Here is a 26,968-nt window from a genome sequence, read left to right on the forward strand (position 1 = left end):
CTTCTTATTATTTCCACCAATCGCAAAGGTCGTTGATACGGTTTGCCAATCGGGCAAGGTCTTTGTTGGCGCGGCCGGTGCTGGCGGCAACCAGCTCTGTCAAGTTTTTCAGAGCTTCCGTCAAGCGGATATATGCCGGTGAAAGTGCCTTCTTTTGTTCATGCGAAACTTTCGTAACAGGCGCAGGCTGCGCTTCGAATTCCCACTTTTCTTCCGCGAGATCATAACGACTGCCGCTATAAGGCGCTTGTGCGCGGATTTTCAGTTCCAACAGGCGGCGCGCAAAAATATCGGTTACCTGATCTTGCCCATGCACGACAAACACCATTTTCGGTGCGGGCGTAAAGCCGGTGATCCAGCGCTCCAGCCCGTTTTTATCGGCGTGGCCGCTGATGCCTGCCAGAGCGGTGATCTCGGCGCAAACATCGATTTCTTCGCCAAACAGCTTTACCCGCTCTGCGCCGTCATAAAGCAAACGGCCCAGCGTTCCTTCCGATTGATACCCCACAAACAAAATCGTGTCTTCCGCGCGCCAGAGATGATGCTTTAAATGGTGGCGAATTCTGCCCGCGTCACACATTCCGCTGGCCGATAAAATGATTTTCGGGCGGGTGTCTTCATTGATGAGCTTTGAATCTTCGCTGGTGAGTGTCATGGTGAGATTTTCAAACTGCAAAGGGTTGATGCCCTGTCTTACAAGCTCCTTGGCTTCTTCATCAAAGCAGGCGTCGATATAATTCATATAAATGGTGGTTGCTTCGTTTGCCAAAGGGCTGTCAACATATACCGGGAACCCTTCATGCCCTTTCAGCAGATGCGCTTCTTTTATCTTGCGGATGAAATAAAGCAGTTCCTGCGTTCTGCCCACCGCAAAGGAAGGGATCACCACGCTGCCGCCGCGATCGAAAGTTCTTTGGATGATCTTGGTCAGATCTTCAATATAGTTAGGGCGCGGGCCATGGGTTCGATCGCCGTATGTAGATTCCATCACGACGAAATCGGCATCTTTCAGCAGGGTGGGGTCTTTGATGAGCGGCTGATCGGTATTGCCGATATCCCCGGAAAAAACGATCTTTTTGATCGCGCTTCCTTCGGAAAGCCACGCTTCAATAGAAGCAGAACCCAGCAGATGCCCTGCATCGCGAAAACAGGCTTCCAACCCATTGCAAATGGGGATCATCTGGTCGTAAGGGTGGGGGTGAAACAGCTCTAAAACGCCTTCGGCATCTTTCATGGTGTAAAGAGGTTCCGTCAGCGGCCTTCCCGCTCTCTGCGCTTTTCTGTTCTTCCATTCCGCTTCGAATTCCTGGATATGCGCGCTGTCACGCAGCATGATGTCGCATAGAGCGCAAGTAGCCTGCGTTGCATGGATCTCACCGCGAAAGCCCGCAGCATACAGGGCGGGCAGCATCCCCGAATGATCTATATGCGAGTGGGTCAATAAAATATATTCAATTTCTGAAGCGGGCACGGGAAGAGAAGCGTTTTCAAAAAGGTCTGAACCCTGCTCCATTCCATAATCGATCAGAATGGAATGGCCGGCATTTTCTAAAAAGACGCAACTGCCCGTTACTTCATGCGCTGCACCGATGAAAGTTATTTTCATAATTCCCTCCATTTTATCAGATCTGAATAAGTGAAAGCGCTTCTTCAGGCCGGAATTGCTCTCAAAGAAGCGCCGTCAAAGCTTACTGCCGCGAAAGGTTTTAAATATTTCCTATAGTATACTATATTTGCGAAAAAATATCATCTTTTTTATTCTGAGCGTATGGCATCAATAGGGCTCATCACGGCCGCTCTTCTGGCGGGCAAAAAACCAAAAAGGATTCCGCAAAGAACCGTAAGCGCTTCCGTTATCAATAAAAACACCATTCCCCCGCCCAGATGAAAACCGATCATGGCTTCGATCGCTTTTAAAATGGCCACGCCCAAAGCGCCGCCCGCCGCGCCGCCCATGGCGCAGATCAGAATGGATTCATATAAATAGCAGCATAAAATTTCTCTTTTTCCTGCGCCGATGGCCATATAAATGCCGATTTCTTTTTTGCGGCGGTCAACGGCAGAGGTCATCGAGTTCATAACGCCAATGCCTCCCACAAACAAAGTAATCAGGCCGATGGCCGTGATGCCCATGGTGATGAGGTTTAAAAGCGATTTGAATTTTCGAATATACCCATCGATGTTTTCGCTGGAAAATGTGCTGTTTTGCGCCAAATATTGAAGTTTGTGGATGACCATTGCCGAAACAGCCTCTTTATCGGCCGATTCGTCGCAGGAAAACGCCAGCTGTTCCGTTGTATTGCCGCATCCCAGCAGTTCCATGGAAGGATGGGGCACATAAACAAAAGTGGGGATCTGATCTCCGCCTATCATGGAAGTGATGCCTTCTTTTTGTGAAACGATCACGCCGATGATCTCAAAATTCTGCTTGAAGCCATCCACCTGAAGCTGCAGGCGCTTGCCCACAATATTGGTCCTTCGGTAAATTTTTTTCGCCAGAGAATCTTCGATGACCGCCACGGGCAAACCTGCCGCAACATCCGCTTTTGTTGGCAGCCGCCCATGAAGCAGTTCGATGCCGAAAACCCGTGGGAACTGTTCATCGATGCCCCAGATCATCGCCTTTTCTTTTTCGTTTCTCAAATGCACAGAGCCATATTTTGAATAGATCGGCATTGCCGCGCTGACATTGGGAATATCGGTGGATAAGCTTCTGATTTGTTCCGCCGTCAGCTTTGCGCTTTCGCCGCTGGCATAAACCATCACCCCACGCATGCCTGTTTTTTCTATTTCATTTTCTACCTGATTTTTCATGCCGAATGATACCTGGCCGATCAGATAAACGGCAAGAACGCCCACCCCAATGGAAAGCGCGCAAAGAAAAGTGCGCCATTTGCCGCGAACGGCGTTTTTCCAGGCCAACGCCCACATATCAAGATTTTTCATTCGTTCACCTGAATACGCAGTTTTTTCCCGATCAAATCGATTTTCGGATTCTTTACGATCAATTCTTCGCCGGTGAGCCCCGATAGAACTTCCACTTGGCTTTCAAGCTCATATCCGGTGATGATCGGCAGTTTTATCGCCGTATGATTTTTTCCCACCGCCAAAACAAATTCTTTGCCGTTGTTATCCTGCAGAATGCTGGAATAAGGCAGCAGCAAAACCTGATTGCGCTCATCTACATTGACCTGCGCGGAAGCGGAATAACCCGGCCGAAGCAGATTTTGGGTGTTATCAACGGCGATAACCACCTCGGTTTTCACTTCCTGTTGCTGCAATAAGACAGAGCCCGCTTTTGCATAAGGCGCAATCGAATCGATTGTTCCGTAAAACTGCTGATTCGGCAGCGCATCAAAAGTGATGGTGGCCTGATGACCATTCTTTAATTTTGACAGATTATCTTCGCTCACCTGTGCTTTGACCTGCATTTTTGAAAGATCCGCAAGCCCGATGCAGGGCACAAAAGGTGAAGCAGCTTCCCCCTCACGGCAAAAAATATCCATCACCGTTCCGTCGATGGGGGCTGTAATGGTGATGGATTCTTCCCGGGTCTCTTTTGTGCCCTGAAAATTGCCCACTGCTTTTGAAAGCAGCGTCTGGTTTTCTTTAGAAATTTCACCGTCGGAAGCATCCTCCATCAAGATGGTCAAAAGCTCCTGCGCGCCCGTTTGAACCGCCTGCCTTGCCTGATCCAGGCTTACATCTTTACGAATGGTGAAAAGTTCCTGCCCCTGTTTCACCTGCTGCCCCTGACGAACATAGATCTGCTCGACCACAGCAAACGAATCGGTGTAAACTTTCGCCTCTTTCGCCGAACACGCGATTCCTTTCATATTGACAGAATGATAAATATCGCTTCTTTCGCAAAGCGATACTTCTGCCGAATGTTCCTTGCTTTGTTCATATATCGGGCTGCTGTAATACATTCCCGCCACCAATGCTCCTGTGATGAGCACACTAACGATTCCCTTCATTTTTACACCGCCTTTTGTTTTGTTCTTATATTTTGCATATTTTCGGTCAGAATATTTGCATCAAACAAAAGGAGGAAAATTTTTGAGTATTTTTTGCAGCGAAGATCTGTGCATCTATAATTCCGAAGGGGAATGCAGTTTGCGGCGCGCGGTTTCTTTTGGTCAGCCTGGCGGGGCTTGCGCCTATTATGTGAAAAAATGCAAATAAACAGAAGGCACAGATCTCGAAATGACGATCTGTGCCTTCTGTTTTGAAAATGGCCAATCAAAAAGAAGCTTTGATCGCTTCTTTGATTGTTTTCACAGGGATGATCTCGAGGCCGTCGGGAACATCGATGCCGTCTACGCAAGCGGCCGGCAGAATACATTTTTGAAAACCCAGCCGGCGGATTTCGCGCAGGCGCAAAGAAGCGCCCGAAACGGCGCGAAGCTCGCCCGAAAGGCCGATTTCGCCAAACATGGCCGTCTGAGGGTTCACCGGCCGTTCCAAATAGCTTGAGGCGATAGCCACCGCGACGGCCAGATCGACGGCAGGCTCATCGATGCGCAGCCCGCCCACCACATTGATATAAGAATCATAATTGCTCAGCAAAAGGCCCGCCCGTTTTTCTAAAATAGCCAGCAAAAGCACCGCGCGGTTATAATCAATGCCGGCAGCCATTCTTCGGGCCGACCCATAGGCCGTTTTGGTGACAAGCCCCTGCACTTCAGCCAGCAAAGGCCTTGTCCCTTCCAGCGTGCAGGCGATACAGCTGCCCGTGGAATCTTCCGGGCGGCCGGCGATCAGCGCGGCGGAGGGGTTTTGAATTTCCATCAATCCCGCCTGAGCCATCTCAAACATGCCGATTTCGTTGGTGGAGCCAAAACGGTTTTTAGCGGCCCTGAGCATTCTGTGCGCCGCATATTTTTCCCCTTCAAAATAAAGCACGGTATCAACCATATGCTCTAAAACCTTCGGCCCCGCAATACCGCCGTCTTTATTGACATGCCCCACCAGAAAAGTGGAAATGCCGCTGGTTTTGGCATATTGCATAAACGCCATGGTGCTTTCCCTCACCTGCGCGATACTGCCGGGCAAAGCATCACCGCCGCCGCGAATGGTCTGGATGGAATCGATGATTAAAACGCCCGGTTTCAGTTGATTGGCCGATTGAAAGATCTGTTCCAGATCTGTTTCGGGCAGCACCATCAAATTTTTATTCACTGCGCCGATCCTTTGCGCGCGCATGCGAATCTGTGACAGTGATTCTTCTCCCGTAACATAAAGCACGACCATGTGTTCCGAAAGATTTTTGCAGGCCTGCAAAAGAAGGGTCGATTTGCCGATGCCGGGTTCGCCGGCCACCAGCACCAAAGAACCTACCACCACGCCGCCGCCCAGCACACGGTCAAATTCTTCGATCTGCGTGCTGATGCGCTGATCGGAATCCCGATCGATCTCGCTGATGGGAACCGGCGCCGAAGCTGAAAGCGGGCGCAGAAAACCGGCTGCGGCGTTATTCTTTTCTTCTTTTACAGTCATCTCGCTCAAAGTGTTCCACTCGCCGCAAGAAGGGCATTTTCCAAGCCATTTTGCCGTTTCATATCCGCATTCGGAACATACATAAACAGTCTTTTTTTTCAAACGATATTTCCTCCTGTCAGGTCCGCTGCGCTAAAAAGCACAAATAAGATGACACGATTGCCAAGGATCCTTTTTTTTGATAATCTGCTTTGGTCAACAAAGCGGCTTCTTCCGGGTTGGAAAGAAAACCGCATTCGGCGATGACTGCCGGCGAGGTGATCTTTTGCATAATATAGATAGAAGACGGCGCGGGTTTCGCCCTGCGGTTATTTCCCGGGTTCAGCGCCACACGCAAAGCTTCCTGCATCAACAGCGCCAAGTTTTCGGAATCCCCGCTTTTCAGCCCATAAAACACCTGTGCGCCGCTGTATTTTGCTTGTTCAAATTCATTCATATGGATACTGATGAAATCGCTGTCTTGATATTTTTCGGCCACCTGCACACGGCCATAAAGATCATTTTGCTTGTTTTTGCGAATGGAGACCCCTTCTTCATAAAGCAAAGTGGAATCATCATCGCGCGTCATAACGGTTTCAACACCGCAAAATTTCATCAAACCGCGTATTCTGTTTGTGATCTCTAAATTCAGATCTTTTTCACAGATCCCGGCCGCCGAAACCGCGCCGCTGTCCATTCCTCCGTGGCCCGCATCCAGAATCACCTGTGGTTTTCGAACATACATTCTGGCAAGAGCGGCCTGTTTTTGCTGCGCAGCCCCCTTTTCATAAGCCATAAAACCGATGAAACCGATCACCAGCAATAAAAGAACTCCGCCGATGGCAGGGTTATGTTTTTTTCGAAAATGCATTCCGGCCCCTCCTTTTTTTCTATGTATACGCGCATAGAAAAAAAGAAGAACGCTTTTAAGGCACGAAAACGGGTTCGATATATTTCAGACCGCTTTCATCCTTTTGAACAGGCAAAGCAAAAGAAAACCTGTCGAACATCGTGCAGAGATCAAAATCCTCACGGGGGGCAAAGGATTGGTCGGCTTCAATAAAGAAGCGCCGGCCATCTGTTTGACGCATCGTTTCGATGGCTTTCTGCTGATCGAAGGGTTCCTCTAACAACAGGGATCGAATATATTCCGCGCAGAAGGTATCTTCTGTGGTGGGTCTGCGGCAGGCCAGCCCCATGCAGACCAGGCTCACATGCTCCGGCTTCAGCGATTTGATATATTCTGCCGTGGCGCGGGCGTTTACAAGCGCGCCGGCCAGCAAAACATCGGCATGAACGGCATTTTCAAGCCCCTGGGTTCCGGCGCTGGTGGTATGAACCATTGTTTTGCCGCGCACATCGCTTTTGGCTATTTCAAAAGGCGAGTTGCCAAAATCGCAGCCCTCCTGCTTCTTCCCTTCCCGTTCGCCGCAAAGCAGATAATCGGGATGCTGTTTTTTCATTCCATAAGCAATATCCATGCTGCCAACGGGATAGATCCGCTTCATCCCCTGGGCAAAAGCATAGCTTTCAACACTATAGGCGCGAAAAACATCGATGACAACGGTAACGCCCCGTGCCTCGCGCGCACCTTCCAATAATTGATGGATCGTTACTTCCATGGTATAAACTCCTTCCGAGCGATTTAAATTTATCCACAATAATAGAGTATTCTTTTTGTGCGAGATGTCAAGTTTTAATTTCCGCGAATCTTTTGGGGCGGGCTCATCTTTTTTTCACCGCCGAAGAATATTTGAATATCATGTATTGAAGGCAACTTCAAATACTTTTCAGGAGGTTAATCTGATGCCTGATAAGGTTTCACCGGGCCCGTTGTGCGGCAATCATCCGCCAAAAGAGGCTGTTTGCATCCATACCCGCAAAGTTTATGACTCCTGCCGTGAACGGGAATCAACGCTTTATAAGAAAACCGAAACAAAAAACGGATGACAAAAACCGTCACCCGTTTCTGTATATCAACTCTTTTGGATCATTTCGGCGAACTCTTCTTCTGTAAGCACAGAAACGCCTAATTTTTGGGCTTTATCCAGCTTGCTGCCCGCGTCTTCACCTGCCAGCACATAATCGGTTTTAGCGGAGACCGAAGAAGATACTTTTCCGCCGAAGCTTTCGATCAATTTTGAAGCTTCGCTGCGCTTATATTTACTCAAAGTACCTGTCAAAACAAAGGTTTTGCCGGCCAGAAGATCGCTCACTCTGGAATCCGGCTGGGTCATCTGCACACCGGCTTCCTGCAGTTTATGGATCAGATGTCGGCCCTGCTCGCTATGCAGCCATTGAAACAGGCTTTCGGCGGTTTTCCCGCCGATATCGTTCAGCTGCGTCAGTTCTTCGATCTCAGCCTGCTGCAAAGCTTCCATAGTGTGAAAATGTTCCGCCAAAAGCTTTGCTGTTTTCTGGCCCACCTGTCGAATTCCCAGCGCATAGAGCAATTTTTCAAGAGCGTTTTGCTTGGAAGCTTCAATTTTCATCAGGAGGTTGGAAGCGGATTTTTCGCCCATGCCTTTTAAAGACGCCACATCCTGCGCTTGCAGCGTATAGAGATCGGCTTGAGAATGGATCAGCCCTGCTTCGAGCAAAAGCCTTACCAAAGCCGGCCCCAAGCCTTCAATATCCATTGCGTCGCGCGTTGCGAAATGAATGATGTTGCGTGTCAGCTGGGCAGGGCATTCCGCGCCTGTGCACCGAATGGCGGCTTCTTCGTCATCTTCCGTCACAGGTGCGCCGCAGACAGGGCAAAACTTCGGCATCTCATAAATAGGCAGTTCTTCTGTTCGTTTCTCCATGACCGCCCCAACGATCTCAGGAATGATCTCACCGGCTTTCCTTACGCGAACGATATCGCCGATGCGGATATCCTTGCTTCGAATAAATTCCTGGTTATGCAGTGTGGCTCTTGAAACCGAGGTTCCCGCAAGACGCACAGGCTCCAGCACCGCATTCGGGGTCAGAACGCCCGTTCTTCCCACTTGAATCGTAATATCCAGCAGTTTTGTTTCTTTGATCTCCGGGGGATATTTATAAGCCACCGCCCAGCGCGGGGCTTTCGCCGTGCTGCCCAGCGCATCACGATAACGAAGCTGATCGACTTTGATCACGATGCCATCGATGCCAAAGCTTAACGAATCGCGAGTGTTGCCCACTTCTTCAATAAAGCCGATGATCTCTTCCATCTTATTGGTAAGAAGCGATGGTGCCACCACGGGAAAGCCCATTTTTCTTAAATAGGCAAAGGTTTCGGAATGACGCTCGAATGATAGTTCCTCGGCGTTTTGCAGGTTGAAGCATAAAATGGATAAACCGCGGCGGGCAACGACCGCCGGATCCAGCTGGCGCAGAGAACCGGCCGCCGCGTTTCTCGGGTTTGCAAACAGCGGCAGTTCCTCTTCTTCACGCTGAGCATTCACCTTTTCAAAAGAAGAAGTCGGCATATACACTTCGCCGCGCACCACAAGGCGTTCAAACTCGGTGGCGATCTTTAACGGGATCGCGTGGATCGTGCGCAGGTTCTGTGTGATATCTTCGCCGATCACACCGTTTCCGCGGGTGGCGCCCTGAAAAAAGCTGCCCCCACGGTAATCTAAAGCGACTGACAGGCCGTCGATTTTGACTTCTACGGAATATTCCGCATCCGGATATTCCCCTTTGATCCGTTCGTCAAATTCCCGAAGCTCTTCATAGGAAAACACATCCTGCAGGCTTTCCATGGGATAATCATGGCGAACCTCTGAAAATTCGGGAAGCGGCGCCCCGCCGATGCGTTTGCTGGGGGAATCTTCCCGCGCAAACTGCGGATATTCTTTTTCGAGGGCGCGCAGCTGCTGCATCATCTGATCATATTCATAATCGGTGATTTCCGGCGCATCCTCGATATAATATTTTCGAGAATGATAAATCATTTGATCCGTCAGTTCGTCAATTCTTTTTTGAATATCCATAATATTTTTCCCATTCTTTAATTTTGCAAGTTAAAATATTTTTCGGTTGCCTCATCATCGGCGTCTTCGATATAAGTATAGCTTTCCGGAACAGAACCGATCAATACCGTTTCGGCGATGGAAACCTGGCTGGTAACTTCTACCTTGGCAGATGCGCCCGGCAGAAGCATGCTCATATCCACATGGGTCTCAATAATGATCTGGTGGCGCGTCTGGTTGATGCCTGCGTTGGTGAACACGCTGAGAAAGTTCGCGGAAGCGCTGCCCAGCGGCATCAATTTCACCGCAATACGCGGCCCTCTTCCATAAAAAATATCCCCTTTCACCAAATTGCCGATGGGGATTAAAACAACGGAAGATTCCACTTGCCCCAAATGATCTGTAATGCGCGCGATCACGCGCGATTTCAAGGTATTGATTTTGATGATATCCGTTTTAACGGCTAAAATCTGGTTCTTATCATCTTTTTCAAATAAAATGATGTTTTTATATTCTTCTGAATTTTCTTCCAGTTCTTCGCTGACGGCGTCATTGATCGCGCGGGTGGCGATATAGCGGGCTTTGGCTTCTGCAATTTCAGAAATCAAAGGCCGCAGGCGCAGGTTGGCCGTCAGAAAAAAAGTGGTGGCGCAAATGGAAAGCGCGATCACCCATAGAAAAACAGGATGATATCGCTGCATACGCCGGTAATGAAACCGCTGTATGATTTTTTGTTTGTGATAACGCCGTTTTTTCATTGGCTACATCATTCTCCCTTAAGCCACGGAATTCGATGCGCTCGGCTTTATCACCATTATATGAAAAATAAATCTAAAAAGTGCAAAAGCCGCCCCGAAAGGCGGCTTTTGGTAATTTTCTTATTCTGCGTCGTTTTCCGCTGTTTCAGCGTTAACCGGTGCTTCTTCTGTCAGGGCTTTGATGCTCAAAGAAATCTTCTTCTTCTCGTTGTCGATATCGGTGATCTTCGCGTTGACAACTTCGCCCAAAGATAACACTTCATCCGGCTTGCCGATTCTTCTGTCGGCAACGATCTGAGAAATATGAATCAAACCATCAACGCCGGGCATGACTTCGGCAAATGCGCCGAAAGGCATGAATTTAACAACTTTGACCGAAACAACATCACCTACATGATGAGTTGCTTCGAACTTTGTCCAAGGATTGTCTTCGGCCAGCTTATAGCCCAAAGAAATCTTCTTCTTTTCGGTATCCAGAGCGATGACATAAACATTCACAGTCTGGCCGATTTTCAGAACATCAGAAGGATGTTTTACTCTGTTCCAGGAAAGTTCGGAAATATGAATCATGCCATCCACGCCGCCGATATCAACAAAGGCGCCGTAAGTGGTGAAAGATTTTACCGTGCCGGTATATTTTGCGCCAACTTCGATGCTATCCCAGATCTTGGCGGCAGCTTCCTTGCGCTGTTCCATCATCGGTGCTTTGATCGAACCGACAACACGGCGGCGAGGACGAGCCACTTCTGTGATGCGCACTTTCTGGCGGGTTCTGAGAAGCTGATTCAAATCGGCTTCGCGGGGCAGGCCTGTCTGGCTTGCGGGGATGAAGACGCGAATGCCCAGAACATTGGCGATCACGCCGCCCTTGTTCACATCGGTTACTGTGCAGTCAAACACTTCGCCGCTGTCAACAGCCTTTTCAAGGGTTTCCCAATGCTTTACGGCATCCAGACGCTTTTTCGAAAGCATGATCGTGCCTTCCACATCGTTGACGCGCATTACATACGCTTCGATTTCATCGCCGATATGGATGTTATCTGCGATTACATAGGTAGGATCATCGCTCAGCTCAGTTGTGGGAATATAGCCGGCCTGCTTCACGCCCAAATCAACATGGATGTCAGTTGCGTTAATCTGAGTAATGACACCAGTTACCTTTTCTCCTGTATGTAAAGTTTTGAAAGATTGCTCCAGCATTTCTTCGAAATTTTCTTCCTGTGTGATGATTTCATCAGCCATGTTCTTATATACCTCCTTAATTATCAGATCCGGGGTGGAAGCGCCGGCAGTAATCGTAATTCTCCCTTTTTTGCGGTAATGTCCATAATCCAGGCCGGAAGCGTCTTCAATAAAAACGGTATCAGGACATTCCTCAAGACAAATATCGTGCAATTTTCGAGAATTACTGCTGCTACTGTCGCCAATCACGACCACGCAGTCAGATCCAGACGCAAGTGAGCGCGCCTCATTTTGGCGTTCATCAGTTGCAATACATATTGTATCAAAAATCTTAGTGGTTTTACAAGCATTTTTTATAAGATTTATGCAATTTTCAAAAATATTTTTATTAAAAGTAGTTTGCGATACTACAGAAATATTTTCCATGCTGTTTTTTTGAATAAAATCTTCCACTTCCGCCTGTGTTTCGGCGATGGCAAAAGAAGCGCAGCGGTCGGCGATGCCCAGCACTTCGGGATGGTTGGCCGCCCCGATGATCAGCACGCGTCTGCCCTGTTTGCTTTCTTCTTCCACAATGCGGTGGATGCGCGCCACATGGGGGCAGGTGGCGTCGAAGGTCCTGCAATTTTTTTCTTTCAAAAGTTCAAGGTCTTTCTGCGTCACTCCATGGGCACGAATCACAACATCGCTGCCTGGAGGGATCTCTTCAAGATGTTCACAAGAAAAAATGCCCTGCTTTTTCAGCTGTTCCACAACGAACTTGTTGTGGATGAGCGGCCCCGCCGTATAAACGGGTGTGTGGCCGGCTGCGGCGTTTGATGCCATATCGATGGCGCGGCGCACGCCATAGCAATAACCGGCGTTCTTTGCTAAAATAATTTCACTCATTGGGCCTTCTCCCCTGTTTCGGCGATCTTCTGCATGATCACTTCTGCGGCTTCTTTATAAGCGGCTGCATCGGCTTTTTCGGGCTTGGGCAGATAAAACGGCTTTCCGAAGGTAACGGTGCAGCCGCGGAACGCTTTTTTGCCCGGGGTAATATATACGGGCAATACCGGCGAAGAGGTGCGCATGGCAAACATGGCGGCGCCCGATTTCCCATCGCCCAATTCCCCGCTTTTCACACGAGTGCCTTCGGGGAAAATAATCAGCTTTTGGCCGTTTTTCAAAACCGAAAGCGATTTTTTGATCGCCGTCAGATCGGCCTTGCCTCTATGTACGGGGAAAATGCCCATTTTAGGGAAAAACCAACGGGCAATGGCGGTTTTAAAAAGTTCCGCCTTGGCGATCACGGCAGGGCGTTCTTTTAATTTGAACGCCAAAAACAGCATAACGGAATCGATATTGGCCGTGTGATTGCCGCATACCACTGCCGGCCCTTTGGGAATATTTTCGCTGCCGACCACTTTCAAACGATAGATCGGCCATAAAACAACACCAACCAGTCTAACCACAAAATTATATAACATGGCCGCATTTCTCCGTGATGATTTCTTTCATTTTGGTCAAAGTTTCTTCCAAAGTGTATTCCGTGGAAGAAAGCAGCACCGCATCTTCCGCGGCTTTCAGCGGCGCTGCCTGGCGGCTGGAATCCTGCTGATCCCGCTGTAAAAGATCTTGATAGACCGCTTCATAAGTGACCGTCTGGCCTTTCGCCTTAAGTTCTTCATAACGGCGCATAGCTCTTTTTTCGGGGGAAGCCGTCAGAAAAATTTTCACCTGCGCATCAGGCAGGATCACTGTGCCGATATCGCGGCCATCCATGATGACATTATGTCGCGAAGCCAGCTGCCGCTGAAGATCCAGCAGAAACCGCCGAACCTCCGGCAAAGCGGAAACCGCCGAAGCATAGCGTGAAATTTTCTCGGTTCGAATCTCTTCCGAAACATCTTCGCCGCATAAAAAAATGTGTTGTGCGCCGCCGATCCATTCCAGCTGAATCGAAATTTCGTTCAGCAGCGGGAGGATTTTTTGAATTTCAGAAAGTTCAATGCCTCTGCGCGAAGCATAAAGACCGATAGAACGATACATCGCGCCGGTATCCACATATAAAAAAGAAAGTTCCTTTGCCAACATCCGCGCCATGGTGCTTTTGCCCGCGCCGGAAGGGCCGTCGATCGCGATTTGAAGGGTTTGGTTCTTCATGATTCCTGCTCCTTATCCTCAAAACATTGTGCTTTTCCCGCTGCTCTGCCTGTTGACCAGGCGATTTGCAGGTTGAAGCCCCCTGTGTAAGCATCCACATCAATGATCTCACCCGCAAAATACAGCCCGGGAACCAGCTTCGATTCCATCGTTTTGGGGTTGATCTCTTTGATTTTAATGCCGCCGGAAGTGATGATCGCCTCTTCAATGGGCCCCGTGGCGCAAACAGTTAAGGCGTAAGCCTTTATCACGCTCACCAAAGCGGCGCGTTCTTCTTTTGTGACCAGATTCACCTTTTTATGCGGGTCGATCCCGCTTCTTCGAATGATAACGGGAATCAGCTTGCCGGGCAGCAGCGAAGAAACCGCATTGATGAAATCACGGTTGATGTTCTCTTCAAAATCACGCAGAATACGCTTATCCAGGGTTTCGGCATCCAGTGCGGGTTTCAAATCGATCTCCAGCCGGAAAGGAGTTTCAGCCAGTTTGCGGCAAATATGTGCGGACCCGCTCAAAATAACGGGGCCGGAAACACCATCGGCGGTGAAAACCAGCTCTCCGAAATCCTGATAGACTTTCTTTTTTCCGCTGAGCAAAGTGACCGCGATATTTTTCAGGGCCAGCCCTTCTAATTCGGCAGGATCGCTTTCTTCGGTTTTCAGGCGGATCAGCGAAGCCACAGGTTCTGTCAGCGAATGGCCGGCCTGAACAGCCATTTTCAAGCCGATGCCATCGGAACCCGTTCGCGGATAAGAAAGGCCGCCTGTGGCCAAAATCACGCGGTCGGCCGCCAGAAACCGGCCGTCTGTGCAGGTGACCCCGCTCACCGCGCCGTCTTTTGTTTCTATTTTTGCGGCGCAGCCCTGCATAACAGCGATATGATCTTTGTGAAGCTTATTTTTCAGCGCACCGCTGATATCCTTGGCATGATCGGAAACGGGAAACACGCGCTGTCCCCGTTCGGTTTTCAGCGGAACGCCCAACTGTTCAAAAAAGCTTTTTGCATCCTGCGCCGAAAAAGCATGAAAAGCGCTGTATAAAAATTTAGCGTTGCGCGGCACATTGGCCAAAAGCGTTTCCACATCGCAATCGTTTGTTACATTACAGCGGCCCTTGCCGGTGATATTCAATTTCCAGCCCAAAACCGTGTTGCGCTCTAAAATCGTTATCTCGTTTTGAGGGTCTTCCGCCGCTGAAATTGCGGCCATCATCCCGGCAGCGCCGCCGCCTATCACAATAATTTTTTTCATTATAAAACACCGTCTTGCCGAGAGGCGGAAAACTGAGGCAATTCATCCAAAAGGCGCAGCTTTTTTTCTGCCCGTTCATCATTACGGATAATCAGACATACCAAAGTATTGAGCAGGCTCAAAAGCGGGGCCAGCGAACCGTTCACCCCAAAATCACCGCATTCGGCGCATAAATTCACATCGGCGTAAATCGATGTTTCAGAATCTGCCCCTTCACTGACGGTGATAATGCAGGCTTCACCCGATTGGGCGTAATCGAGCAGCGCTTTGGTGGTATCGGTGTGGCGAGGCAGACTGATCACAAACAAAAGATCGCTTCCGCCGATGGTGCCGATGGTGCAAAGCGGATCATCGCAGGAAAGATTGACGATGCACACATTGTTCAGCAGTGTGCGCAGATAAGAGCCCAGATAGATCGCCGCGGCAGCAGCGGGGCCTTGTCCGTATAAATAAACCTTTGAAGCGAATTGAAGCCGCGTGCAGGCGTTTTTCAACGCATCGGCATGGTTGGCGGCCAAGGTCTTTTTGATATTCATGATATCCGTCGACGCCAGATTTTCAAAAACGGAAGAATCCGGAACGCTGTCGTTCAGCAGTTCAAATTTTTCCAAAGCGGTGATGCGATATTTCAGTTCGTTTTTCAACGAATCATGAAATTCCGAAAAGCTTTCATAACCCAGCGCCGCGGCAAACCGCACCACTGTTGATTGGCTCACTCCAGAGGCCGCCGCCACTTCGGCGGCTGTCATGAAAGCGGCTTTCTCGCAATGGTTCAAAATAAATTCCGATAAAACCTTTTGGTTTTTCGTAAATTTGCCAAAGGATTCATTGATCGCGTCGTTAATTCTTTTCATACCCAATTCCCCGTTGATCCTGCCCACCGAAACGGCATATACGGCATATTTTATATCTTTTAGAGTTATAAAGATTTGAGATAGTCGATCTCGTCTGTTTCTAAATTGCGCCATTTTCCGCAGGGCAGCCGATCCAGCTTCAGTTTGCCGACAGCGATGCGTTTTAAAGTTTTCACCGTGAAATCATATTGTTCGCACATTCTTCGAATCTGGCGGTTTCTGCCTTCTCTGATCTTCACTGAAAGCAGCACATCTTCGCCTTCATCGCGGATCTTTTTGACCATGGCAGGGGCCAGAGCCCTCCCATCCAGCTGCATCGGCGCAGAGAGCGCGGCCACAGGATCGATCTCTTTCGGCGCGCGGATGCGCAGCAGATATTCTTTATAGATTTCGTGGGAAGGATGCGTTAAACGGTTGGCCAGTTCGCCGTCGTTTGTCAGCAGCAGCAGCCCTTCCGAATACATATCCAGCCGGCCGACGGGATAAACACGCTCTTCCACATCTGCTATCAGCCCCATCACCGTGGGCCTGTTCTGTTCATCTTTCACGGTGGTCACCACGCCGCGCGGTTTATGCAGCATGATATAGCGCATTTTTTCCTGTGCCGCCAAAACAGGCGTTCCGCAAACCGTGATCACCGCGGTTTCGGCTTCAACAACATCGCCGATCTGCGCCATCTTCCCATCAACGGTCACTTTTCCTTCGGCAATATATTTTTCCGCCGCGCGGCGCGAACAAAAGCCGCGCTGGGCAATGACTTTATGTAATCGTTCTTTCACTGAGAGATCCTCTTTCTTATGGTTTAGCAAAATATCCGAACCAACCGCTGCCAAAAGGAATCCGGCGCTTCTTTGGAAACGCTTTGCGAAAAATAAAGCGGAATTTCGGCAATGATCTGATCGTTTAAAATGATTTTTTTCACACCGTAAAGCCGGCCGGCCTTCACCGGGCCATAGACGATACGGTCGCCGCATATGGCGGTCTTTATGTTTCTGCGTTCTTCCTCATGCAAAGCAAGGGAATATTCTTCATTGGAATAGACGGCGACCTTTCCCCCGGAAGCAACGGCAAGCTCGGCCTGCACCCCCGGCAAAGAAAGGATTTGAGCGCTGCAATCTTTGAAAAACAGTTCATAGGCGTTTTGATGGTCGCTCCAATCATCCGGGGCATTCAGCGTTACAAAGATCAGGCGCCGCCCCTGCCGTTCGCAGGCGGAAACCAGGCATCTGCCTGCTTTTTTGGTGAACCCCGTTTTAACGCCGCAAACTCCTTCGCATAAACGAAGCAGCTTGTTATGGTTGTTCATCCATCTTCCGGCGATGGTGATTTTTTCGGTTGAAACGATGTCATAAAAAGGCTTTTGCTCCATGGCGTAAGCCGCAAGCTTTGCCATATCTTCGGCGGTGGAATAGTGACTGTCGCCATCCAAACCGCTGGCGCTTTCGAAATGGGTGTTTTTAAGGCCCAATTTCAAAGCATAAGCGTTCATTTCCGCAACAAAAGCGGGCTCGCTTCCGCTGCAAAGGCAAGCCAGCGCCACGGCCGCGTCATTCCCGCTCATCAATAATAAACCATACAGCAGATCAGAAACTTTTAAGGTCTCCCCTTTTTTCAGATACATGGAAGAACCCTCGATCCCCACCCATTCGGGCTTGACCGTTATCTCACGGTCGAGGGAAAGCGTTTCCATGGCGATCAAAGCCGTCATGATTTTGGTCGTGCTGGCCATGGGCAGTTTTTGATCGCCGTTATATTCATAAAGGAACTGGCCTGTCATCGGTTCATAAAGCGCCGCCGCATGGGCGGAAACACGAAGTTCGAGGGCCGATACATTCATGGAGTGCATCAAAAAACAGCAAAGCAAAAAAGCAGCCAACCTGCGTTTTTTCACAACGAACACCTCCTCCGCAAAAGTATACGGAGAAGGGCTCGTCTTATATGCCTACTATTCGGAATCTTTGGGCGATTTGAATTTATCGATCACATCGGGCACCAGATCGATCAGGCGATCGACCGTGGAATTGGCCGGCGGATCCACATAAAGCATTCTCGCGTTGCCGTTGCTGATCACGATAAACGCCACGGGATTGACCGTAACGCCTGCGCCGCTGCCCGCGCCAAAGCGAACCGGCGCTTTATCGGGGGCCGGGTTTTTGCCATCGGAACCGCCTGAAGCGAACCCGAAGGTCACTCTGGAAACGGGGATCAGCGTAACGCCATCCGGAGTTTCAATGGGGTTGCCCACCACGGTATTCACATCGATCAGTTCTTTGATCTTCGACATGGTCTCATTCATAACATCACTGATTTGATTGCTCATTTTTACACCGCCTTACTGTTATTTTGTGATTGAAGGATCTTGAATTTCTTAAAAATGCGAAGCCCCGCGATCAAAAACTTAAAAAGGATCGCGGTGACAAGAATATCTGCTTCAATATAAGGCTTCGTCTGATCGAAGGCCGCCTGAACGAAAACATCCTTTTTCTTGATGCGGATACGCTCTTCGACCCACGGAAGCGTGAGATTCACCGCCGCGGCAGATGCGCCGAAAAGCATCGCCGTTTTGGCCGCATCTTCGGTTGCAATGGTAAAATGAACCTTAAACCGCCTGATTACGATGGCGCGGCAGATCCTGCCCATTGCTTCCACCGCCAGATGAAGATAATCCATCCACTGCGCGGGCGTAATATCGGAAAAAGAGATGCCTTGCAGCCCTTTTTTCAATGGATTTTTTGAAGCCCTGTTTTTGGATGGAGGCTTTTTCTGGGCTGTGGGTTCTTTTTGAGGCGCCGCCTCTGCCTTAGGGGCTTGCGGCGCGGTTTTCTCCGCCTGCGGCGGATCGGGCGCTCTTTTCTCTTCTTTGTGTTCTCGCTGTTTTTTCTTCTGCTTGCGCGGCTTTTTTTGCTTAAGCGGCCAAATCTGAAAAGATATCGGGCCAAGGCCGATCCGGCATGAAAAATCTTCACCGCGCAGGCACAGCCTGACAGACGCGGGAAGAAACAGAACCAGCAAAAGCAGCAATATCACAAACGCCAGCAAACCGCCGAGAATAAGCAGCAGAATTTTGATCACAAAGAACTCTCCTTTAAAACAGTTGAAGTCTGTCCCTCTGCGGTTGCAAAAGAAAGCTGTTCCATCATGTCGGAAGAAAATTCTTCAAACGGAGGAAGTTCGGTAATTTTTGAAAGGCCAAACGATCTGAGAAAATCATCGGTCGTGCAATAAAGCGTAGGTCTGCCCGGGGCATCCAGCTTTCCGCATTCACGAATCAAGCCTTTTTGGCAAAGGCTGCGCACGGTATAACTGCTGTCAACTCCGCGGATCTGCTCCACATAAACGCGCGTGGTGGGCTGCTGATAAGCAATGATGGCCAAAACCTCTAAAGCAGATTGCGAAAGCGATGCGGTCCGGTTGGTTTCCAACAGCCGCCTTACCGGTTCCGCATATTCCGCACGCGTGCATAATTGCAGCTTATCTTCCAGCCGAACCAGTTTGATTCCGCGCCGCTGATAATCATAATCATCCGCCAATTGTTCCGCCGCCTGAAGAAGCTGCGTTTCGTCAGCTTCCAAAACGGCGCAGAGCTTGTCTGTGCCAACAGGTTCCCCTGCCGCAAAAAGGGCAGCCTCTAATGCATATTGTAATTCGTTTTGCTCCATTTTATTCTCCTGCAAGCGATAGTAAATATCCGTCTTTCTCTTCTATAATTTGCAGTTTATGTGCTTTGGAAAGTTCCAGCACCGCCAAAAACAGCGAAACAACTTCTGAACGGCTTTTGCATTCCATCACCAGCTGTTCAAAATCGGCGGAATGATATTTTGCCAGCTGCTGAATAATGCGTTCGATTTTTGCCGATACGGGTACAGGTTCGTGGCCCACAACGCCGCTGAACAGTCGAAGCGGCGGTGGTTCTTTTTGAGAAAAGCGGCTCAACATGGCTTCTAAAGCGCGTGCCAGAACATCGGGTTGATAATCATAAGTGACTTTTTGAAAGGGCAACAGTTCCGGCGGCTTTGTGTAAAGATCACACCCCAGTTCACTGCGGTGCTCTAAAATGCCGCTGATGCGTTTATATTTTTGATATTCCAACAGGGCGGCCACCAGTTGTTCACGAGGGTCTGCTTCTTCCTCTTCTTCATAAACAGGCAAAAGCATTTTTGATTTGATATACATAAGCTGAGCCGCCATGGCGATAAAATCACTGGCGACTTCCAGATTCAGCGATTCCATTTCGCGGATCTGTTCCAGATATTGTTCCAGAATTTCCGAGATCGGGATATCGTAGATATTGATCTTATTTTTCGAGATCAGGTGCAGCAGCAGATCCAGCGGCCCGTCAAACTGTTCCAGATGATAAGTAACCTGCATCATGGCATCAACCGATCCAAAGGCCATAGATCGACTGGATGGCGCTCAAAATCCCGTTCATCACAACAGACTGCGCGCTGAGCAGCACGCCATCTAAAGCGCCCAAAAAGATCAAAATCAAAAGGCCCGCCTGAAAATAGGGCTCATATTGATACATTTTATAAACATAGCGGTTGGGCACGATGATTTGAAGAATTTTGGAACCATCTAACGGCGGAATGGGGATCAGGTTGAAAACGCCCAGCCCCACGCTCAGCCGCGCGGTGATAATCATGAAAGTGGATAAGGCCGATATAATCGCTGTCTGGGGGGCAAAATTCAGCAGCCCCACCGCGATAAACAGCAGCAGAAACGAAAGCAGGATATTGGCAAGCGGCCCTGCAAAGGCAGTAATGGCCATACCCACTTTTCTGTTTTTCATGCGAAAATTCGAAGGATTCACGGGAACCGGTTTCGCCCAGCCCACGCCGGCGATCACCATGCAGAGAACGCCCATGATATCCAAATGGGCGATGGGGTTAAAAGTTAACCTGCCCGCTTGTTTGGCGGTGTTATCCCCCAGCTGCCACGCAACAAACCCATGGGCCAGCTCATGGAACATGATGGCCAGCAGGGCCGCCGGAATGATGATGAGATATTCTTTCAGCGAACGACCGAATAAAATAACATCTCCCCCTTAAAGATCATTTTGAATCAACTGGTCAAAGCTTTCGCGCCGAACCACCGGGCGGTCTTCCCCGCGGCGCACAAACACCACAGGCGGGCGGCGAAGTTTGTTATAATTGGATGCCATAGAGTAATTATAGGCCCCCGTGGCAAAAACCGCAACCAGATCACCCTTGGAAACCGGCTGAAGCATGGAATCTTTTGTGATCAGGTCGCCGCTTTCACAGCATTTGCCGGCCAGCGTGATTTTTTCGCTGCGCGGTTCGTTGGCGCCGGAAACGCGGGTCAGTTCATAAGACGCGCCATAAAGCGCATAGCGGGGGTTATCCGTCATGCCGCCGTCAATAGCCACATAAGTGCGTGTATCAGGGATTTGCTTTACATTCCCTACGGTATAAACCGTTATGCCCGCAGGCCCCACGATCGAACGCCCCGGTTCAATGGTGATGAACGGAAGCGGCAGATCATATTTTTTTGCTTCTTCACGGATGCAGGCGGCAATGGAATCGATGATCTCTTCTGGCGGGGTGGGCCGGTCTGTTTTTTCCAAAGCAACCCCAAAGCCGCCGCCGAGATTCAGTTCCTGCGGCGGATATCCCACAGCGGTGCGGATCTCATCCATAAATTTCATCATCACGCGCACTGCGCATAGATAAGGCTCTGTTAAAAAGATCTGTGAACCGATATGGCAATGGATACCGTAAAGTTTTAAATCTTTACAGCTATCCACTTTCTTGATTGCTTCAAGTGCTTCCCCTGTTTCATATGCAAAACCGAATTTGCTGTCGATCTTGCCTGTCTGAATGAATTCGTGGGTATGCGCATCTACGCCGGGTTTGATCCGCAGCGCGATCCGCAGCGTTTTCTGATATTTATCCGCAACGGTCTGAAGCACATCCAGTTCTTCCATGCTGTCGGCGATAAAAGAATAGACGCCGTTTTCAACGGCCAGGCGAATTTCTTCTTCTGTTTTATTGTTGCCGTGAAAATGAAGATGCTCCGCCAAAAAGCCGCCGGATAAGGCTGTGTAAAGCTCGCCGGCAGAAACCACATCGGCGTGCAAACCTTCCTGCGCCAGGATCGGGTAGATCGCCTTGGCGCAAAACGCTTTGCTGGCATAAGCCACCGCGAAATTTTCGCCGAAATTGCGGCGCATTACTTCCATATATCTGCGGCAATTGATACGGATGGTCTCTTCATCCATCAAATAAAGCGGCGTGCCATATTTTTGCGCCATTTTTTTCACGCTCACCCCGGAAATGGCAAGTCCGCCTTCTTCATCCAAAGAAAACTGTTCATAATCGCCCATTGACTATTGATTCCTTCTTTCATATTGCTGAACGGCTTCCAGAATATCGCGGGCAAGTTCTTCCCGCCCCGTTCCCTTTTCGGCGGAATACGCAATGCACAGCTCATCCGGCCGAAGCGCCAAAGTTTGGCGGCAGAGGGTCATCTGTGTTTCGATCTCGCTTTTTTTCAGCTTATCCGCTTTATTGGCCACCACGGTCACGGGAACGCCATAGGCGCGGAACCATTCAAGCATCATCTGGTCATCACGGGTGGGCTGGTGGCGCAGATCGACGATCAGATAGGCTTTTGCTATTTCATCGCGGTCTTCCGCCATATATGCTTCGATCAGCTGAGAAAACCGATCTTTTTCTTTTTGTGAAACTTTAGCATAGCCATATCCGGGCAGATCCACAAACCATGCCTCTTCATCGATTCTGAAAAGATTGACGAAAACGGTTTTGCCCGGCATGGAGCTCACGCGGGCAAAATTTTTCCGCTGAACGATATTATTGATGGTGGAAGATTTGCCAACATTCGATCGCCCCGCAAAAATGATCCTGGGCAGAGCATCCCGCGGGAAATCGCTTACCTGCGCTGCGGAACGCACAAAAGTTGCCTGATTTAATCTCATAAATAACCTCTTTCTGCTATTGTTGAAGGTTCAAAGCCAAAGCTGAAATCTTCTGCTCCATTTGGGATGCATCCCGTGAATCTTCTTTTATCCGGGCTGCGTTTTTGCCTAAAGTGTGCATCAGTACTTCATCCATATGGCGCACGCAAATAAATGTCAGTTTTTTCGCGACGATCGGGTCGATCTCGCTGAGATCCGCCTCGTTGTCATAAGGAACCAAAACCGTTTTCATCCCGGCGCTGTAAGCCGCCATTGTTTTTTCTTTCAAACCGCCGATGGGCAGCACCCGGCCGCGCAGGGTGATCTCGCCCGTCATGGCGATATCACCGGGCATCGGAACGCCTGTCAACGCGGAAATCAGCGCTGTGGCCGTTGTAATGCCGGCGGAAGGGCCATCTTTCGGGATTGCTCCTTCAGGGAAATGGATATGGATATCTTTTGTTTTATAAAAGTCTTTATCAATGCCTAAAAGTTCCGCCTTGCTGCGGATATAACTCATGGCCGCCCGCGCGGATTCTTTCATCACATCGCCAAGGTTGCCTGTAAGTTCAAGTTTTCCGCTGCCATCCATCACATTCACTTCGACCTGAAGAATTTCACCGCCGACGCTTGTCCACGCCAGCCCATTGACCACGCCCACTTCGTTCTGGTGGCTGTAAGTTTCTTCTTTATATCGAATAATGCCCAAAAATTCAGAAACATTTCCCGTGGTGACAGAAACCGTTTCTTTTTGTTTCGAAACGATCATGCGGTCGGCCTTGCGGCAAAGATGGGCGATCTGGCGCTCTAAAGTTCGAACGCCGGCTTCTTTTGTGTAATATTTGATGATATAGCGCAAAACGCTTTCGGGCACTTTCAGCTGCGCAGGGGTCAGACCATGCTTTTTCAGCTGTTTGGGCATCAAATGCCGTTTTGCGATCTGCACTTTTTCTTCTTCGGTGTAACCCGGCAGTTCAATGATCTCCATGCGGTCAAGCAGAGGGCGGGGAATGGAATCAAGAGTGTTCGCCGTGGTCAAAAACAGCACATCGCTCAAATCGAAAGGCAACTCGATAAAGTGATCGCGGAAAGAATAATTCTGTTCGCTGTCGAAGACTTCTAATAAGGCCGCCGCCGGATCGCCGCGAAAATCGCTGGCCATTTTATCGATTTCATCCACTAAGATTAAAGCGTTGCGGCTGCCCGCCTGTTTCAGCGCCGTAATGATGCGCCCGGGCATAGCGCCGATATAGGTTTTGCGATGGCCGCGGATATCCGCTTCATCGCGCACACCGCCCAACGAAAGCCGGGCATAATTTCTGCCCAGCGCTTCGGCAACGGAATGGGCAATAGAAGTTTTGCCGACGCCCGGAGGGCCCACCAGGCAAATGATCTGCCCCTTGATGCCGCCCACCATTTCTTTCACGGCAAAAAGCTCTAAAATGCGCTCTTTCACCTTCTGCATGCCGTAATGCTGGCTGTTCAAAATGGTTTCCGCCTTTTTGATGCTGCCGTTTTCTTTTGTATAGGTATTCCACGGCAGCTCCAGGCAGGTATCCAAATAAGTACGCACAACGCCGCTTTCGGGTGAGAACGGCTGAAGCTTGCCCAATCTTCCCGCTTCTTTCAGCAGCTTTTTCTCACATTCTTCAGGCAGATGCAGCGCCACGATCTGATCCATATAGCGCTGTGCTTCCGAGGAAGGGTCGTCGTCTTCGCCCAGTTCTTCATTGATAACGCGGATCTGCTCACGCAGGTAATAATCTTTCTGATTCTTATCCATCTGTGAACGAACCCTGTTTTGAATATCTTCTTCCAGCTTCAAGATCTCGATTTCGGCGCTTAAAAGCTTTACCAATGCCGCAATGCGCCTGCGAGGGTTTAATTCTTCCAATATCTGCTGTTTGTCGCCATATTTCAGCCCTGTGTTCTGGGCAACATAGTCGGCGGCATAGCCAAGATCGCTTGCTTCCATCACATTGAGAACAACATCGCTGTTCATTTTTGGAATCAGCTCAACATATTCTAAAAACAGTTCCTGCAAGTTGCGCAGCAGCGCTTCATCGCGCTTTGTGAACTTGCTTTCAGCTGTTTCTTCAACGAAAGAAATTTCGCCCATGAAATAGGGCTCGCTTTGTTTCAGCTCCAGCAGCTCTGCCCTTTGCTGCCCTTCCACCAAAACGCGAAAAACATCGCCGTGAATTTTTAGAATCTGTTTGATTTTTGCGGTAGTGCCGATTTTGAACAAATCGTTCAGTTTGGGCTCTTCAACCTTAACATCTTTCTGCGTGACCAGAAAAACCGCTTCACCGCGGGCCATCGCCAGTTCTAAAGCTTTCACTGATTTGGGGCGGCCCACATCAAAATGAGAAACCATCCCCGGAAATACTGTCAGACCGCGTAAAGGCAGCAAGATTTTGCTTTCAGTTGTTGTGTTTTCGGTGCTCTGCATGCATAAACTCCTTATCTTATCTAAAAACACCTGTTTTTGAATGCAAGTGTTTTCATCTTAAATGATCCATTTTATTGGGCATTATTTTAGATATTATACTACATTTTATCGCTATTCACAACTCTTTCGCCGATGAATAAAAGATGAATCTTTCTTTTCGATTCGATATTTCCATTCTCCGCCGGCGGCGGCCGAAAGCCGCCGGGCGATCTCTTCTTTGTTCTCTTCCGAACCGCTTTCCAGAAAAATGCGGAAAGCGGTTCCGTCTTCGGCGCAAAAAGTGAAACAGCTGTCTGCGTTTCTATCTGTTTCCATAAAATCACCTCAACAGATAGCTATGATATTTTTTCAATTTCTTGCCAAAAACGAAAGCTCGATTGGAGGTTTTGATATGAAGGTTTTTGAGTATCTCAGAAAATCGCGCTCAGAAGAGAATGACCCCGATGCGCTGAGCAAACACCGCCAAAAGCTTGAAGAATTCGCCATGGCAAACGATCTGCAGATCATCAAAATCTTTGAAGAGATCGTCAGCGGCGAAAATTTATATCTGCGCCCGCAAATGCTCTCGCTGCTTTCAGAGATCGCACAGACCGAAAACACAAACGAAACGGCGCCGCAAGCCATTTTATGCATGGATATCGATCGTCTGGGGCGCGGAGATATGACTTCGCAGGGAATCATTTTTGAAACGCTTAAACGGTATCAGGTGCAGATCATCACCCCACAGCGGCGATATGACCTGAACGATGATCTGGATGAAACCTATACCGAGTTTGAGGCCTTTATGGCGCGGCAGGAATATAAAATGATTCGCAGACGCATGACGCGCGGCACATTGCAGGCGGTTCAAAACGGCGGGCACATGGGCGAAGTTCCTTTCGGTTATCAGCGCATCCGCCGCGACAAGCGCTCGACCCTGGCGCCTCATCCGGTGAACGCGCCGGTTTTGCAGCAAATTTTTACGCTTTATGGCAAGCATCATCTGGGGATGCAGGCCATTGCCGGCTGGCTGGATCGCAGCGGCATCCCGCCCAAAAAAGGCATGCAGTGGAACCGCAGCACCATCGGCAAAATGCTGCGCAACCCCGTTTATCTGGGCAAAATCGTTTATGGCCGCAAGCGAACCTTAAAACCGCATACCAAGGAAGAATCCATCCGATATCTTTCAAGAGACCCGGCGGAATGGATCACCAAAGAGCGCTGTCACCCGCCGCTGGTCGATGAAGAATTGTTTTTTTGCGTTCAGCGCAGGCTGGCCGAAAGATCTCAGCCTTCCACCGCCGGCAGGCAGCGGCAAAATCCCTACAGCGGCCTTTTGCTCTGCGCAAACTGCGGGCAGAAAATGCAGCGCCGGCATCAGCCGGCCAAGGGCATTGAAGAACAGCTTCGATGCCCCACCGCCGGTTGTTCACACGGCCTTTCGCGCGAGGCCTTTGAAAGCGCCCTGCTTTTCGCTTTGAAGCCCTATCTGGAAGCGTGGGAATGCGTTAAAAGCAAACAAGACCAAGAAGAAGAAAGCTTGCTTCCCGCCCTATGCCAGGAATATGACATGCTGCGCAAACAACGGCAGCGGCTGTTCGAGCTTTTGGAGCAAGGCATTTACGACCCTTCTGTTTTTGAAGAAAGATCCGCAGAACTTGCCCGGCGTGAAGCGCTGCTGACAGAAAATATTGAAAAATGCAAAGAAAACCGGCGGGAATCTCAACAGCGGCCGCGGGCTTTCACCCTTTATGATCTGATCGGTGCCGAAAAAGACGCCGCAAAAAAGAATGAGCTGCTGCGGTGTTTTCTTTCTCATATCGAATATGACAGCCCACAATCTCAGCCGCTGCATTCCCCCGTCACGCTTCGCATTGTGCTGCACGATCATTTCTTATAAAGCGCATCCACCCGTGATAAAGAATGCCTGCAAGACCTGCGCGTTTACTTAACACGCACCTCACAGGCCATTCTCGATACGGCCATCTCTGTAAAAGC

General features: G+C 49.5%; 25 protein-coding genes. 1 reads left to right on the forward strand and 24 read right to left on the reverse strand.

The window, feature by feature from the left end:
• Positions 1-7 precede the first annotated feature (7 nt).
• The 24 genes from ACJA3I_RS07785 to ACJA3I_RS07900 all read right to left on the reverse strand — a co-directional run bounded on the left by ACJA3I_RS07785 (position 8) and on the right by ACJA3I_RS07900 (position 25,306).
• Positions 8-1,606, reverse strand: coding sequence for an MBL fold metallo-hydrolase RNA specificity domain-containing protein (locus tag ACJA3I_RS07785; RefSeq protein ID WP_458862044.1), 1,599 nt, complete (start codon positions 1,604-1,606; stop codon positions 8-10).
• A gap of 149 nt (positions 1,607-1,755) precedes the next feature.
• Complete coding sequence (locus ACJA3I_RS07790; protein ID WP_458862045.1) at positions 1,756-2,946, reverse strand: ABC transporter permease; 1,191 nt, start codon at positions 2,944-2,946, stop codon at positions 1,756-1,758.
• The gene (locus tag ACJA3I_RS07795) at positions 2,943-3,977 is read right to left on the reverse strand and encodes an efflux RND transporter periplasmic adaptor subunit (RefSeq protein ID WP_458862046.1); all 1,035 of its coding nucleotides are present in this window, start codon (positions 3,975-3,977) and stop codon (positions 2,943-2,945) included. Before ACJA3I_RS07795 ends, ACJA3I_RS07790 begins: the two co-directional genes overlap by 4 nt.
• Positions 3,978-4,242: 265 nt before the next feature.
• Positions 4,243-5,601 (reverse strand): DNA repair protein RadA, encoded by a 1,359-nt coding sequence (radA, locus tag ACJA3I_RS07800; RefSeq protein WP_458862047.1) that lies wholly within the window; start codon positions 5,599-5,601, stop codon positions 4,243-4,245.
• Between the two features lie 16 nt (positions 5,602-5,617).
• Entirely contained in the window at positions 5,618-6,349 is a 732-nt protein-coding gene (locus ACJA3I_RS07805; protein ID WP_458862048.1) for an N-acetylmuramoyl-L-alanine amidase, read from the reverse strand.
• A gap of 55 nt (positions 6,350-6,404) precedes the next feature.
• On the reverse strand, positions 6,405-7,100 hold the full coding sequence (locus ACJA3I_RS07810; protein ID WP_458862049.1) for a 2-phosphosulfolactate phosphatase: 696 nt from the start codon (positions 7,098-7,100) through the stop codon (positions 6,405-6,407).
• A 354-nt stretch (positions 7,101-7,454) separates the two neighbouring features.
• Positions 7,455-9,437, reverse strand: coding sequence for an NAD-dependent DNA ligase LigA (ligA, locus tag ACJA3I_RS07815; RefSeq protein ID WP_458862050.1), 1,983 nt, complete (start codon positions 9,435-9,437; stop codon positions 7,455-7,457).
• Between the two features lie 17 nt (positions 9,438-9,454).
• Positions 9,455-10,174, reverse strand: coding sequence for a sporulation protein YunB (gene yunB / locus ACJA3I_RS07820; protein ID WP_458862051.1), 720 nt, complete (start codon positions 10,172-10,174; stop codon positions 9,455-9,457).
• A 120-nt stretch (positions 10,175-10,294) separates the two neighbouring features.
• Complete coding sequence (locus ACJA3I_RS07825) at positions 10,295-12,244, reverse strand: bifunctional 4-hydroxy-3-methylbut-2-enyl diphosphate reductase/30S ribosomal protein S1 (protein WP_458862052.1); 1,950 nt, start codon at positions 12,242-12,244, stop codon at positions 10,295-10,297.
• Positions 12,241-12,825 (reverse strand): lysophospholipid acyltransferase family protein, encoded by a 585-nt coding sequence (locus ACJA3I_RS07830; protein ID WP_458862053.1) that lies wholly within the window; start codon positions 12,823-12,825, stop codon positions 12,241-12,243. The genes ACJA3I_RS07825 and ACJA3I_RS07830 overlap by 4 nt, the downstream gene beginning before the upstream one ends.
• A complete protein-coding gene (gene cmk / locus ACJA3I_RS07835; RefSeq protein WP_458862054.1) occupies positions 12,815-13,501 on the reverse strand; it encodes a (d)CMP kinase in 687 nt (228 codons plus the stop codon). The genes ACJA3I_RS07830 and cmk overlap by 11 nt, the downstream gene beginning before the upstream one ends.
• Entirely contained in the window at positions 13,498-14,751 is a 1,254-nt protein-coding gene (locus ACJA3I_RS07840; protein WP_458862055.1) for a BaiN/RdsA family NAD(P)/FAD-dependent oxidoreductase, read from the reverse strand. The genes cmk and ACJA3I_RS07840 overlap by 4 nt, the downstream gene beginning before the upstream one ends.
• Positions 14,751-15,605 (reverse strand): MurR/RpiR family transcriptional regulator, encoded by an 855-nt coding sequence (locus tag ACJA3I_RS07845; RefSeq protein WP_458862056.1) that lies wholly within the window; start codon positions 15,603-15,605, stop codon positions 14,751-14,753. Before ACJA3I_RS07845 ends, ACJA3I_RS07840 begins: the two co-directional genes overlap by 1 nt.
• A 65-nt stretch (positions 15,606-15,670) precedes the next feature.
• Complete coding sequence (locus ACJA3I_RS07850; RefSeq protein WP_458862057.1) at positions 15,671-16,384, reverse strand: pseudouridine synthase; 714 nt, start codon at positions 16,382-16,384, stop codon at positions 15,671-15,673.
• A gap of 23 nt (positions 16,385-16,407) precedes the next feature.
• Positions 16,408-17,496 carry a D-alanyl-D-alanine carboxypeptidase family protein gene (locus ACJA3I_RS07855; protein ID WP_458862058.1) on the reverse strand — a complete coding sequence of 363 codons (1,089 nt, stop codon included), beginning with the start codon at positions 17,494-17,496 and terminating at the stop codon, positions 16,408-16,410.
• A gap of 54 nt (positions 17,497-17,550) precedes the next feature.
• Positions 17,551-17,925 carry a GerW family sporulation protein gene (ytfJ, locus tag ACJA3I_RS07860; protein WP_458862059.1) on the reverse strand — a complete coding sequence of 125 codons (375 nt, stop codon included), beginning with the start codon at positions 17,923-17,925 and terminating at the stop codon, positions 17,551-17,553.
• A gap of 2 nt (positions 17,926-17,927) precedes the next feature.
• Complete coding sequence (locus ACJA3I_RS07865; protein WP_458862060.1) at positions 17,928-18,677, reverse strand: DUF2953 domain-containing protein; 750 nt, start codon at positions 18,675-18,677, stop codon at positions 17,928-17,930.
• Complete coding sequence (scpB, locus tag ACJA3I_RS07870; protein WP_458862061.1) at positions 18,674-19,264, reverse strand: SMC-Scp complex subunit ScpB; 591 nt, start codon at positions 19,262-19,264, stop codon at positions 18,674-18,676. Before scpB ends, ACJA3I_RS07865 begins: the two co-directional genes overlap by 4 nt.
• Position 19,265: 1 nt before the next feature.
• Entirely contained in the window at positions 19,266-19,976 is a 711-nt protein-coding gene (locus tag ACJA3I_RS07875; RefSeq protein ID WP_458862062.1) for a segregation and condensation protein A, read from the reverse strand.
• A gap of 4 nt (positions 19,977-19,980) precedes the next feature.
• On the reverse strand, positions 19,981-20,574 hold the full coding sequence (locus tag ACJA3I_RS07880; RefSeq protein ID WP_458862063.1) for a site-2 protease family protein: 594 nt from the start codon (positions 20,572-20,574) through the stop codon (positions 19,981-19,983).
• Positions 20,575-20,649: 75 nt separating this feature from the next.
• Positions 20,650-21,948 (reverse strand): diaminopimelate decarboxylase, encoded by a 1,299-nt coding sequence (gene lysA / locus ACJA3I_RS07885; protein WP_458862064.1) that lies wholly within the window; start codon positions 21,946-21,948, stop codon positions 20,650-20,652.
• A gap of 3 nt (positions 21,949-21,951) precedes the next feature.
• Positions 21,952-22,560 carry a ribosome biogenesis GTP-binding protein YihA/YsxC gene (gene yihA / locus ACJA3I_RS07890; RefSeq protein WP_458862065.1) on the reverse strand — a complete coding sequence of 203 codons (609 nt, stop codon included), beginning with the start codon at positions 22,558-22,560 and terminating at the stop codon, positions 21,952-21,954.
• Between the two features lie 16 nt (positions 22,561-22,576).
• Positions 22,577-24,991, reverse strand: a complete 2,415-nt coding sequence (gene lon / locus ACJA3I_RS07895) for an endopeptidase La (RefSeq protein ID WP_458862066.1) — start codon at positions 24,989-24,991, stop codon at positions 22,577-22,579.
• A gap of 111 nt (positions 24,992-25,102) precedes the next feature.
• The gene (locus tag ACJA3I_RS07900; protein WP_458862067.1) at positions 25,103-25,306 is read right to left on the reverse strand and encodes a hypothetical protein; all 204 of its coding nucleotides are present in this window, start codon (positions 25,304-25,306) and stop codon (positions 25,103-25,105) included.
• Positions 25,307-25,382: 76 nt separating this feature from the next.
• Here ACJA3I_RS07900 and ACJA3I_RS07905 point away from each other — a divergent pair, with 76 nt between their 5' ends.
• A complete protein-coding gene (locus ACJA3I_RS07905; RefSeq protein WP_458862068.1) occupies positions 25,383-26,870 on the forward strand; it encodes a recombinase family protein in 1,488 nt (495 codons plus the stop codon).
• Positions 26,871-26,968: the final 98 nt, after the last annotated feature.

This window comes from Acidaminobacterium chupaoyuni (assembly GCF_047936785.1).
Lineage (GTDB): Bacteria > Bacillota > Clostridia > Oscillospirales > Butyricicoccaceae > Acidaminobacterium > Acidaminobacterium chupaoyuni.